This window comes from Maribacter sp. MS6 (assembly GCF_056839185.1).
This window is the reverse complement of record NZ_CM166389.1, coordinates 547,415-561,504: the sequence shown is the minus strand read 5'-3', so window position 1 is coordinate 561,504 and position 14,090 is coordinate 547,415. Positions and strand designations below refer to the sequence as shown.

6 protein-coding genes are annotated in these 14,090 nt (G+C 41.4%); 3 read left to right on the top strand and 3 right to left on the bottom strand.

Annotated elements, in window-relative coordinates; translation table 11 throughout:
• Positions 1-45: 45 nt before the first annotated feature.
• Positions 46-1,974, bottom strand: a complete 1,929-nt coding sequence (nagB, locus tag MS6x_RS02470; protein WP_482605195.1) for a glucosamine-6-phosphate deaminase — start codon at positions 1,972-1,974, stop codon at positions 46-48.
• Between the two features lie 192 nt (positions 1,975-2,166).
• On the opposite strand from nagB, the gene MS6x_RS02465 reads away from it, so the two are divergent.
• Together MS6x_RS02465 and murQ are read left to right on the top strand one after the other, a co-directional pair.
• Positions 2,167-2,916: a DeoR/GlpR family DNA-binding transcription regulator gene (locus tag MS6x_RS02465; protein ID WP_482605194.1), complete on the top strand. Its 750-nt coding sequence runs from the start codon at positions 2,167-2,169 to the stop codon at positions 2,914-2,916.
• Positions 2,917-2,923: 7 nt separating this feature from the next.
• Entirely contained in the window at positions 2,924-3,736 is an 813-nt protein-coding gene (murQ, locus tag MS6x_RS02460; protein WP_482605193.1) for an N-acetylmuramic acid 6-phosphate etherase, read from the top strand.
• Between the two features lie 56 nt (positions 3,737-3,792).
• Here the strand turns inward: murQ and MS6x_RS02455 are convergent, their stop codons facing one another.
• Both MS6x_RS02455 and MS6x_RS02450 read right to left on the bottom strand, forming a co-directional pair.
• A complete protein-coding gene (locus tag MS6x_RS02455) occupies positions 3,793-4,194 on the bottom strand; it encodes a c-type cytochrome (RefSeq protein ID WP_482605192.1) in 402 nt (133 codons plus the stop codon).
• Positions 4,195-4,197: 3 nt separating this feature from the next.
• A complete protein-coding gene (locus MS6x_RS02450; RefSeq protein ID WP_482605191.1) occupies positions 4,198-5,322 on the bottom strand; it encodes a PQQ-dependent sugar dehydrogenase in 1,125 nt (374 codons plus the stop codon).
• Positions 5,323-5,459: 137 nt separating this feature from the next.
• Between MS6x_RS02450 and MS6x_RS02445 the strand changes: the two genes are divergently transcribed.
• Entirely contained in the window at positions 5,460-14,078 is an 8,619-nt protein-coding gene (locus tag MS6x_RS02445; protein WP_482605190.1) for a T9SS type B sorting domain-containing protein, read from the top strand.
• Positions 14,079-14,090 lie beyond the last annotated feature (12 nt).

Here is a 14,090-nt window from a genome sequence, read left to right as displayed (position 1 = left end):
GTCTATTCTGTACTAAAATAGACCTTTTTATAGTATTTAATTAGTTTAATTGAACTTGTATCTTACAAAAGCTTCCATTGCTGCATAAGCAGACATTCCAAGTGCTTTGTACTTATTGGCAGTGTCCCTATTCCGCTCTTCTGCGCGCATCCAGAATTCGCGAGCATCATCTCCTTGAAACATGACACCATCTTTTTGGGATTGATGACAGAATATCGCATTCCTCTTTTTTAATACTTGTGCGGGACTCATGGGTACGCACATTTCAATTTCATGTATATCCCACTCGTGCCATGCGCCACGATACAGCCAAAGCCAACAGTCCTTTAAAAACGGTTCTGACTTAAGCTCGTCTAAAGCGGCAAAAACGGCATCTAGACACACCTTGTGTGTACCATGAGGATCTGCGAGATCACCAGCTGCATAAATCTGATGTGGCTTAACTTTTGTAATGATGTTTTTCATTATTTCGATGTCATCGTCAGAAAGATTATTCTTTTTAATGGTGCCTGTTTCGTAAAACGGAAGGTCTAAAAAGTGTACATGGCTATCGTCCAGACCAACGTAACGAGTTGCTGCGTACGATTCTCCTCTTCTGATACTGCCTTTAAGATTTCGTACCAACAGAGAATCAACTTCACTTTCACTTTTTTGGGAAATGGAGGCAATGATTTGCTCTGCCTTATCCGATGGTTCTATTTGGATTGCTATTTCCGCATATTTTCTGGCATCCGTATCAGATACGGCAATATTTCCGGAAGTTTGATATACTATATGAACTTCATGTCCTTGTTCTACCAGCCTATCAAAAGTGCCACCCATGGATATAACATCATCATCCGGATGTGGACTGAAAATAATCACTCGTTTCTTGGCTGGGGTCGCCCGCTCAGGTCTATAGGTATCGTCGGCATTTGGTTTTCCTCCGGGCCAACCCGTAATACTATGTTGTAATTTGTTGAACATGGCAATGTTAAGGTCGTAGGAGTCTTCTTCCAATAGAAGTTCTGCCATACCGTTATCATTATAATCCTTATCGGTTAAGCTTAAAATGGTTTTACCGGTGTTTTCACAAAGCCAAATGATTGCTTTTGCCTTTAATTCTTCTGTCCATTTACAGGCCCCAACTAGCCATGGAGTTTTATTTCTTGTAAGCTCACTGCCTGCTCCCGTATCCAATACAAAAGTACAATTATCATGATTTTGTAGGTAGGTAGCAGGTACATGAGAGGTGATGTCCCCTTCTATGGTTTGTCTGAGAATGTCAGCTTTGTTCTGTCCCCAGCCGAGTAAAACAATACGTTTGGATTTGCGTAATGTCGCTATTCCCATGGTAATTGCTTTTCTAGGCACATTGTCGATTCCTAAAAAGGCTGGTGCAGCATCAACACGTGTAATATGATCTAATGTAATTACACGGGTGCCAGAATTGTAGTGCGAGCCAGGTTCGTTAAAGCCCACATGTCCCGTTCGTCCAATTCCTAAGAGCTGAAAATCAAGTCCGCCATATTTCATTATTTTTTTGTCATAGGCCAAACAATAGGCTACTGTATCCTCAGGAGATACCGTACCGTCTGGAATATGTATGTTTTCCGATGGTATATCTATGTGGTTGAACAGGTGTTCGTGCATGAAATAATGGTAACTCTGGATATTACTTTTTTCCATGGGTAAATACTCGTCCAGATTAAAGGTGACCACATTTTTAAAACTGAGTCCTTCTTCCTTGTGCTGTCTGACCAATTCCTCATAGACACGAATAGGGGAGGAACCTGTAGCCAAACCTAAAACACAAGTTTTCTTTTGAGATTCTTTCTTGCGAATTAATTCTGCAATTTCTTCGGCGACCTTAACAGAAGCTTGATTAGAATCTGTAAAAATGACATTATGAATTTTTTCATAGCGCGTTTCTTCAAACTGACCTACAGGTTTGTAGGAGATGTCAACATTGGACTTGGCAGTAGTGGTTTTCATAAAAGATAAGTTTCGAATGTAATTTTGAATCGGGCAAATATAAGCAAGAATTTTATTATTTGCTGTTTTTTGCTCTTTATTTTGCTGTTTTTTGCAATAAAATAATATTTTAAGTTGATTCTGTTTTATATTATAGAATAAAACGGCAAAATTATATTTTGATTATCTTTGGCTGATATCTAGTAATGTATTATGTTAAAAGAGGAAAGACAACAAACCATTTTAAGCGAGGTAGAGCTTCATAACCGGATTCTACTGACCGATATTGCGGAAACGTTAGACGTCTCCATAGATACCATACGCAGGGATGTTAAAGAACTGGATGCTGAAAAGAAGCTTAGAAAGGTGCATGGTGGCGCTATTTCTTTAGGTTTTACGACGAATAGTGCCAAGAACCAGAATATCTATGCTTTAGCACAGAAAAGGGTAATTGCACAAAAGGCGGCGGCTATGCTTAAGGACGGTGCCGTAGTTTTTATTGACGGAGGTACAACCTGTTTAGAACTGGCACAGCTTATTCCCGAAAATTTAGAACTTACCTGTTTTACTATCAGTCTACCAGTGGCCATGGAATTATCCAATAAACCTAATGTTACCGTAATTATGGTGGGTGGTCAAATTGCAAAGGAATCTCAAATTGCCATCGGAGCCAATACGATTCATAATTTAGCCGAAATTAGGGTAGACTTTAGTTTTATAGGTACCGGTTATGTAGATGCGATGTACGGGCTTACAGAGTTTGATTGGGATATCGTTCAGATAAAAAAAGCAGTGATAAAGGCATCTAAAAAAACCGTATTATTATCTATCTCGGAAAAGCTTAACTCACAACATCGGTATAAAACCTGCGACATCAATGCTATAAATACCATGATTACTGAACTAGATCCCGAAAATCAATTATTACGTCCTTTTATGAATCACGATATAAAAATATTATAGTGAACCTATGGAATACAAAAAAATTACCGAGACTCCGTCACATTACAACGACTTAGAGCAAATGAATACGAAAACTATTCTTAAGGCTATGAACGAGGAGGATAAGAAAGTGGCCAAGGCTGTAGAAGAAGTCATTCCAGAGGTCGCACAGCTTGTTGATGCGTTGTTTGAGCTCTTTGAAAAGGGAGGGCGGTTATTTTATATTGGAGCAGGCACCAGTGGTAGATTGGGCATCTTGGATGCCTCTGAGATTCCGCCTACTTTTGGCATACCGCATGAACGTGTAATTGGGCTAATTGCTGGTGGGGATACCGCTATTCGCAAAGCGGTTGAAAATGCAGAGGACGACACCGAACAAGCGTGGGTTGATTTAGAAAAACACGATATTAGTAGCCGCGATTTTGTGGTTGGTATTGCAGCTTCGGGCACCACACCTTATGTTATTGGGGGCTTAAAAACAGCTAGGGAGCATAATATAGGAACGGGTTGTATTACCAATAATCCTGGTTCGCCATTGACCAAAGTTTGTGATTTTCCTATCGCAGTAAATGTAGGTCCGGAGTTTTTGACTGGTAGTACCCGAATGAAAAGTGGTACCTCCCAAAAATTAGTGTTGAATATGATTTCAACGGCTTTAATGATAAAAATAGGACGGGTGAAGGGAAATAAAATGGTAAACATGCAGCTCACCAATGATAAGTTGGTAGATCGCGGTACCCGTTACATCGCAGAAGGATTAGGAGTTACCTATAGCGAAGCGGAAGAATTACTTAAACTTCATGGCTCCGTGAAGAATGCGTTGGAAGCGAGTGATAACTAGGGTGTAAGAGCGCATGCTAATATGTCAAAAAACCGCCTGCTTTTTTTAAAGTTTATTTACTTTTTGATACTTGCTACTTCTTCTACCGTAACAATGCTTTTGGATGTATTTCCCCATGAGTTGGAGATGTAGTTCATGACATCGGCAACTTCCTCATCCTCTAGTCCTAAACCTGCCATGGCACTGTTGTAGGTAACTCCGTTTACGGTAATTTCACCCTGTAGGCCATATTTAATTGCTTTAATGCTATTTTCCCGGTTTGCCATGAGGTAATCGGATTTGGCCAAAGGAGGGAAAGTATATGGTACCCCTTCTCCTTTTTGTAAATGACAGGTTACGCAAAAGTCGGTATAGATTTCATTTCCGCGCTCCATACTTTGCTTCAATTCTGTGTCTTGAAATAGAAATAGATTGATAAGAAAAAGTGCAAGAAAATAGATGCTTATTGAAATTTTCATTTATTAGTTCGTTTTAGGAACTAGCTTATAAATTCCCTTACCTTCTATGGCCACGTAAATGAGTCCGTCTGGCCCTTCTCTTACGTCTCTCACACGGCCTTCTCCTTCCATTAGTTTTTCGCGAGAAACAACTTTATTCCCATCCATTTCCAAACGTTCTAAATATTGAAAGGCAAGGGAGCCAACCAAAACGCTTCCTTTCCAATTAGCATAATTATCTGAGGTTACAAAAGCCATACCGCTAGGAGCTATAGAAGGAACCCAATAGTGTATAGGTTGCTCCATTCCATCCATTTGGGTTTTATCTGTAATCTCTGTACCACTATAGTTGATACCATAGGTAATTAATGGCCATCCAAAATTGGCACCTTTCTTAATAATGTTGATTTCATCTCCTCCTCTAGGTCCGTGTTCATGGTCCCAGATTTCACCAGTTTCAGGGTGGGTTATTAATCCTTGTGGATTTCTGTGCCCGTAGCTATAAATTGCTGTTTTTGCTCCATCTTTCCCCACAAAAGGATTGTCTTTTGGAATGCTTCCATCATCCATTAGACGGTAAATTTTGCCGCCGTCACGGGTAATATCCTGTGGATTTTCGTCCCGTGCCCCTCGGTCTCCAACCGAGAAGTAGATATAACCCTCATTATCAAATGTAATTCTCGATCCAAAATGTTGACCTTTGGTCGTATTGGGACCTGCCTTATACAACATTTGATTTTTTACTAAAGCACCGTCTTTTAACTTTGCTCGCATGAGGGTAGTATTCCCCCCTTTTTCGTCCCCTTTTTCTGAACTGTAGGTAAGATAAATCCATCCGTTTTCAACATAATTTGGATGCAATACCACATCTAGAAGTCCGCCTTGACCACGTTGATAAACTTCGGGTGTATTACCTATTATCGATTTTTTTCCATTAGAAAAATGAATTAATTCGCCAGATTTTTCTGTAATTAAAACACTACCGTCCGGGAGGAATGTAAAGCCCCATGGAATCTGAAGCTCATCGACGAACAACTCTGCGGTAAAAGGAATATTTTCTGCAGTAATCGCTTTGTTTTCAGGATTTTGTGCGCACGATAAATTAAGCGTTACAACGAATATACAGAGGGAAAGCATACTATTTTTCATAAGCCAACGTTAGAGATATGTTATAAGGTACTAGAAATATTTTTTAAAGATAAACAGAATTTATAAGTATAAACAATTACACCAAAGAATCTTAAAGATCCCAAATCTGTAAAATTCTTGCAAAACGCAATTAACCTATGTCCTCAAAAAAACCGCGGTATACACTGTATGCCCTGTTGCTGATAGTATTATCTGCGATCGGTTCCTCTGCCATAGCCAATTCCAAAGCCCTTGTAATTTTTGAAGAAGCGGTTGTTGTGTTGGTAAATGCTGTTGGTAGTGCCGATGTGGTAAGCGGAATTGCTGAATTGGAAAGTACATCCTCCTTATATATTAAAAATAGGGTAGTGCATAAAGGCAATGGTGCAGATGCATTTTTGTCACCCATGTTCTCCACGATTATACAAGGAGCTGACGAGGAAGTTGGTTGTAGTGTCCAAGGGTTTACCGTAGCAAGGTTTAACCTTTGCGGCGACTTTGATGATCGTACTATAAGTCTTTCAGGAGGCCCATATAGTAGTGTGTCTTGGCAGATACTTGGAGGTTCGTGTACACCGGATATTAATGAAGATTGCCCTAATACAGGCTCTTGCTATACTCAAGTAGCTACAGGAGCTACTTTTAATTTGGATGCCAGTACCATACCGGCTACTACCGGGTCGGAGTTTAGAGTAGTTGCAGATGGCCAAACTTTTTACTATAAGGTAAAAAAGAGTACCATTACGCAAACATTTGTAAAACAAGACAATATTTGTGGTGTGCCGGGCAGGATACAAATTACAAATCTGTCTAGTGCATATGAATTTAGTATTGATGGCGGTAGTTCTTGGCAAGGCCCTATTTTTCCTAATCTAGGCGCTGGAACCTATAACATACGCGCAAGACTGCGAAACACTGCTAATACCTGTGAGTATCCATATACACCCATTGTAATAAATCAATTAGATCTTGATATTGAAGCCACATTTATAGATGCTCAGTGTAGCGGAGATACAGGTAGTATAACGGTTACCGCAAATAATGTACCCGGACCCTATAAATATACCTTGCTTAATTCTAGTGGCGTAGCCCAAGAGTTTACCGCTTTCATTCCCGATAATCCGTATACATTCTCTGCAGTAGGTTTTGGAACGTATATCGTTCAAGTTGAAACCCAACAATGTACCGGTGATCCCTTAAATGGCATTAATCCTCCTAGGCAAGCTTTTGATACCTCTGGGAATGCAATACTAATAGGAGCCGGCTTAAATGCTTTGGATGCTTCTACCGAGGTAAATAGTAGTTTTGGATGTGCCACTATTAGCGATGTAGATATCATTTTGAATACCAATGGAGGTTCCGCACCTTACACATTTACCGTTAATGGAGGAGCTGTTCAGCCTTCTTTCGGAGATGTAATTAGTAATACAGGAACTACAACATTTAATGTCACTGCGGCAGGTACTTATGATTTTGTAATTACCGATAGCAATGGCTGTACCATAACGGCATCATCTAATGTAGAAGAATTACTGCCACCTGATATTACTGTTAGTGGTTTGGACGGTACTTGTAGTAATGGTGGAGCCCAAATCGATTTTACGGTAAACGATGCACGAGGATATAATTTGTCGTATCGCGTTAATTCCGGCGACCCTTGGGTCACTACACCACAAATTTCCGTTCCTTCTGGAAGTTACCCAAATATTGAAGTGCGATATCAACAAGGTGGTTTTGAATGTGTGTTGCCCTTACCAACCGTTGCAGTAACTAATGTTGGAGTTATTTCAGGTGTTGCAGCTAAAGTAGCCGATGCTACCTGTAATGGTAGTGGCGGAACCATTGGCGGCCAAATAGACTTTGTAGGCCCCTTTAGCGGTGGTTCGGGAAGTGGTTATGTGTTTAGTGTAGATGGGGTAAATTTTACGGGAGTTACATCCTACACCGGTTTGGCTGCCGGAACATATACACCTATTATCAGAGATGGAGGCGGTTGTAGATTAGAGCTAACGCCCATCACTATTTTAGATGTTGACCCACCTACTGATATCTCATTTGTCCAAAGTAATATTAATTGTGCCGCGGGTACATCAGATGTAACCTTAACAGCAACTTCAAACGCTTCAATTGCCCGATATGAAGTGCTTAGCCCTACACCTGGTTTTGATGGGGATGGTGACAATACGAATACCGTTATCACCGGTCTTAGTACCAATACCTCCTATATTTTTCAAATAACGGATGTTAACGGTTGTATCTACACAGAAGGATTTAGTCCGGCGGTAGTTAGTTCTGTCCGTGCTAGGGTAAAATCTGGAGGAGACTTGAGGGTCTGTAATGGTGCAACTGATGGCACTGGTACTTTCCTTATAGATGGCTTTGCAACAAATTATACCTACCAGATAAACGGTGGGGCAGTGATAGGTCCACAGAATGATACAGAAGTAACCTTGCCATTATCTGGCGTTGGAACATATACTATAACCATAACGGATGTAGACACAGGATGTACGGATTCTGCTTCTTTTGATATTCAGGAAGCAGCTGTATTGGATATTAGTACCAGTGATGTTACGCTTATGAGCTGCGCAAACGGAAACGTAGGTAGGGTTAGGGCTAATACTTCCGGGGGATGGGGAGCGTATCGCTATACCCTTACCCCGCCTTCTGGTCCTGTTCAAGGTCCTAAATCGGGCCGAACTTTTAATAATCTTACCGTTGCTGGTACCTATACGCTTTCCGTTGAGGATGCGGAGGGGTGTACTGATACGTTTAGTTTTGATTTAATTCCAGTAGATGCCCCAGTACTCAGTTTGGATAATGCGGCTTCTGATTTCTGTTATGTACCCGGTACTGGTGCCACTGCTGTTGTGACCTCAAATGCTGGTACTGCGGCATTGGGAACCCATCAGTATAGAATAAACGGTGGTACATTGCAAACATCGGGAACCTTTACAAACCTTACTCCTGGTAACTATACCGTAGAAGTAGTAGACGGTAATAATTGTAGTGACGCTGTTTCCATAACCATTGAACAGCAACTCAGGGTCAACACAAGTATTGTAACCGAAATTCCTTGCGGGGCGGCTTTAGGACAAATCCGTGTAGAAGTAAGTGGCGGATATGCTTCTGGTACAGGAAGTTATGAGGTGAGTTCTGACAATGGAACTACTTTTGGAGCGCCAACGCCTTACACTTCGGGTGTGTTTTTCTATGATACCGCTGTTGATGGAACTTACGTTTTTCGTATTACCGATAATAATGTTACAAGTTCTGGCTGTGAAGCAATTTCTGCTCCGTTAGTTTTAAACCCTCCTGTTAATATAGCTGCTGCTTCCGTTGCTACAAGACCGGTAAGTTGCGGAGAAACTACGAATGGTGTTGTAACTATTACTCCTGACGCGACCAGTGGTGTACCACCTTATGAAATTAATTTTAACGGAACGGGTTGGAGTGCACAAACCGTATATTCTAACCTGCCAGTAGGTACCTACCCTTATTTGGTTAGAGATGCCAGGGGTTGTGAGACTGTAGCGGATAATGTAACGATATCGCTAGATACTACACTACCGCCAGACGCTAATGTGTCCGAGCAACCAGCTTTATGTGATGGTAGTGGTACTTTAAGTGGGGGAATTGTAATTAACGGTGTCACCAATGGTCTTGCTAATTTTGACTTTAGAATTGAGGATAATACCGGAACTGAAATCGTTAGGCAGGAGAACGTAGATGCTTCATTATTTCCGTTGACAGTTTTGGATGTAGATTTAATTCCGGGTGACTATACGGTTATTACACTTGATGCCAATGGTTGTACCGATATTGATATGGTGACCATTACTTCCAACGAAGTAGTTATCACTCCAATACCACCGCCACTTCCGCCAACCTGTGATGATAGTGGCTTTACCTATGCCGTAAGTGTTAGCGGTGGCTCAGGTTCTTACGAGATTAAACTGCTTCAACAGCCTTCCTTCTATCCTTTAAATAACACTCCTGGTGTTAATGACCACACTTTCAGTAACGTGTCTGACGGCATTCAATTCGGTATTGCCTATACGGTTCAAGTGAGGGATACCGGCACCGGGTGTATCTATGAACAAGAAATCCCTCCGATCGAAGCACCTTCTACTTTAGATATTACTGCCAGTTCTACCCCAGGAGCCTGCGATGTGAACAGGAACGGGGAGATAACGTATGAGGTTACAGGTTATACGATAGGCAATGAGCTGCGGATAGAATTGTTAAATAATGATACGAATACAACTACGGTTTTAGTTCCGTCCGTTACCACCGTGGCTTTACCCTATACAGGTAGTTATCCAGAATTGCCCGGTGATTATCAAATAATCGTAGTCAATTTAACGGATACTTGTAGGGATGCCGTTGGTGTTGTCATTGATCAAAATTTACCGGCAATAGATGTCATCTCAGATGTTCCGGCCAATTGTAATGCCCTAGGGCAAATTACGGTACAGGGACGTGGCGGTTCTGGAGGGCCTTATGAATATGCTTTTGTAACGAATGGAGCTCCCGAACCGGTATATCCATTGGATTATTCGGATCAAACAACGTATGTGGCCGCTGCAGGTGATTACGATATTTACGTTAGGGATGCCAGTGGGTGTACATCATTTGATATTGCTACAGTAATACAATTAGACCCAGATTTGGTTGCACCAACCATTACCGTTGTAAATCAGTGCGATCCTACATCCACGGCTTTTGATATTACCGTTCGTATGCCCGATACGATTAATACACCAAGATTTACCTTAGGGGGTAACGAACAACTTCCTTCTTTGGTTGGAAGCTTTTGGGAATATACGTATACGGTAAGTAGCCCTGGGGATTATATAGTAGATGTTATAGATGCTAATGGTTGTACAAGTCAAGGAACGGCCACAGTGTATAATTTTCTTTCTGCTTCTGGTGATTTTACTACAGATTCAACATGTAACAATGCGGATGGAGAAATTTCAATCACAACGTTTGGTGGTAGTGGGGATTTTAGTTTTGTACTTACAGGTATCGACTACAATTCAGGTGCTGTTGGCCCAATCTCCCAAATAAATAATGCCCTTTTTACAGGATTGGAACCAGGCAATTATCAGGTGGTGGTTACCGACAGAATTGTGAACGATGGTAGCGGTTTTTGTGAATTCACCGTATCCGATATTAACTTAAACCAAGCCGCCCAGCCGGTCATTACCTCAGAGGTCGTAACGGATATTAGTTGTAGGGATGTAAATGATGGTACCCTAGAGGTGGCTATTGGGCCAGCAAATGCCTTGGTTCCTTTCACTTCAGAGGATAATCCTATAGTGTTTATACTTAACAATTTAACGACTTCCTTGGAACAAGACCGAAACGGTACCGGCTCCTTTGCGAACTTGCCTGCCGGAGATTATCAAGTTCAAGTGCAAACGGCTCGTGGTTGTGAAGTAACTTCTGCCATACACACCGTTAATAATCCTTCCGCATTTTCTATTACGGCCTCGGCACCGGATTTTACATGTGAAGTTGGTGCAAATAGGTTCAGTTCAACGATAGTTACAGTTAGTATTGTAGACCCCGGAACTGTTGGCTCTGGTTATCAGTATAGTATTACCGGATTTTCTAATTTCCAAACAGCACCTACGTTTGAAATTGTAGATAATGGATCAACGCAGAATATTACGGTTTATGCTATAGATGGTAATGGATGTCAAACTACATTTGATGTTCCGGCTATTAATCCGCCTACGGACGTTGTGCCCTCTATCATAGATGTTGATCCCCTGAACTGTAGGGACGACGAGCGTGTGCGAATACAAGTTTTGGGAACTACTAGTTTTACGGTTTCTGTGATATCCGCTACTCCTGTAGCTTCGGTTTCAAATAGTGCGGGTAATACTTTTGCCGATGTCTTTTTACCGGCATCAGGGGATTACCTGTTCGAGATTACGGATAATATTGGGGGTTGTGTTTATCCAATGCCAACACATACCGTTAACGAACCCGTACAGCCCATTGCCATAATTAGCGAAGCCAAGCCAGTTAGCTGTTTTGGTGCCGACGACGGAGAACTTTTTATCCAAGTAACTGATTATATAGGAACTTATGACTATACGGTATACATGGCTGATGATGTTGCGAGAGCTACTCCGATAGCAACGGGAACTTTTGATACTGCCAATTTTCCCGATGTTAATGGAGATGAGGCAAGAATTACTGGGTTGCCCGGTGGTAATTTAATTGTTGAGGTGGTTTCTACGGATGTACCCTACTGTTCCAACGATAGCAATGTCGCGAACATCAGAACACCAAATGGACCTTTAATGGTGTCTGCCGTACCAGTAGGTAATGTAGGTTGTACTAATATGAGTGGAGAAATAGAAGCTACAGGTCAAGGCGGGTGGGACGCCTTCCCGTACGAATATAGATTGATGCAAAGTAGCGATGGCGGTTTAACCTATACATCAGAAATAGCACCGTTTGCGGCTAGTAATGCGTTTACGGGACTTGCTTTTGGTTTCTATCAAGTACAAATACAGGATGAAGAAGGTTGTACCAATAGTTTTGATATAGAATTGGACGAAGTACCGCAAATTGATGCAGGTATCAGGCAGCCGATAGGGTTGGACTGTCCTAATGGGAACAATGCTGTTCTGGAAGCTTTTGACCCTTCATCTGGAGATGCTGTTACAGCAATTCCCGGTGCAACAGGTGGCTTTGCAGGTGCAGGCTATAACTACAGATTGTTATATTTGGGAGGAAATGACAATACGGATATTCAATCTACCAGTGGACTTCAAAATTCTCCTACATTTATAGGAACCAGTGGAGGCTTCATAAGTGCGGGCTGGTATGCCATAGAGGTTTCCTCTAGTTTTGATTGTCTTTTTATAACCGCTCCATACTTTGTTGATCCACCACCACCAATTCAGCCATTATTAGTTCAAACACGTGTACCAGGTTGTGGCGGTGACGGGGAAATGCGTTTGAGCATTGAGAATCCAGAACCCTTGTTTACATACGAATATTTAAGAATTGAAAACGGTGTTGCTATAGGATCCTACACAAGTATGACGGGAACTTCGGTTTTACTACCGGGTGTACAGGGTATCACTTATCAATTTGATGTTAGGAAAACAACAGCCTCCAGTACTTGTCTTCCAGTGCGTTCCAACGGAATAACGATGACCGATGCAACAGGTATTACGATTTTACCTAATCTTCCCGATGATATTTCATGTGCATCTGAATTGGACGGAAGAATAGAATCCTTTGTAAACGGAGGTGTGGGCGATGATTTATTCTACCTCTATACGGGAAATCCCGTAGATGCTTTTAATCCGGTTGCTACAGCGACTAGAGTTAGAGGTCCGCAAGCAGATGGTACTTTTGAGGCGCTTCCGCAAGGAACAGATTATTACATCGCTGTAACGAGTGGTGCAAGCTGTATGGATATTGCAGGACCTTTTGTTATTGAAAGACCAGAACCTATTGTTTTTGATGCCAACCCTACTCCGGTTACTTGTAATGGAGAGCAAGATGGTACCATAACTGTTGAGGTACTTTCCGGTGGTGTTGGTCTAATCCAGTTTGCCATCGCACCAAATTTTAACGAGTTCTTCAGCGATGCAGCAACTCCTGGCGAGTATACGTTCGAAGATTTAGCTGCTGGTACGTATGAAATTCTTATACAGGATGAGAACGGATGCTTTGAAAAAGACTTTATAACCGTATCTGAACCTAACGAATTACAGGTGGTTAATATACAGACAACTCCTGAACTTTGTATAGGAGCAAATGATGGAACAGCTATGTTTGAAATTACTGGTGGTACACCGTTCAATGACCCCTTGGTAAGTCCTAACCCATACTTTGAGTATAAGGTAGAAATGATCGATCCTATTGATGAATCGGGTACAGGTACGTTTGAAGCCTATACTGGAGAACTATTGGAGAATTTGCAAGGAGGAGCTTCCTATCTTATTACTGTTCAAGATGGAAATTTCTGTACCACCACAGAACTGTTTACAATCGGTATAGGTGTGAACCTTACCGCAGAGCCCATAGTCGAATATGGTTGTGAGGGTATTTTTCCGAATAGCACCGTAACCGTTAGGTTGGAGGATAGCAGTCTAATGAACGACGTTATGTTTGCGTTAGATCCTGTTGATCCTACTGATGCCATTACTGCTTTGGCAGGAGTGGACAATGTGTGGGGAAATCTAACTCCTGGTGATCATACGGTTTATATATATCATCAAAACGGATGTACCATATTTGTTGAGTTTACTGTAGATGCTTACGATCCATTGACCTTAACAGCAGTAAAAACAGGTCCAAATGAAATGGAAGTAACCGCAGAAGGTGGGTATGGAGGTTATGAATACTTCTTTAATGGGGACTCTTTTGGAGATGTAAATGTATTTACTACTAATGAAAGTATGATAGTTAATGCCAGGGTGATAGATGCCAATGGCTGTATTGTAGATGTTGCTATCCCTTTCGAATTTACCGGTATGCTAGATATTCCAAACTTTTTTACACCAGATGGTGACAATCAAAACGATATTTGGTCTGTGAAAAATAGGGAGTTCTTCCCCGATATAGAGGTTAGAATTTACGATCGTTATGGAAGGGTAGTAGCCAATCTTACAGAAGTAATTGGTTGGGATGGAACGTATGATGGAAAAGAGGTGCCAACAGGTGATTATTGGTATGTGATAAATGCCAATGATAAGAGTAAACAGCGCTATGTTGGTCATTTTACACTCTATAGGTAATTCCCATAAATA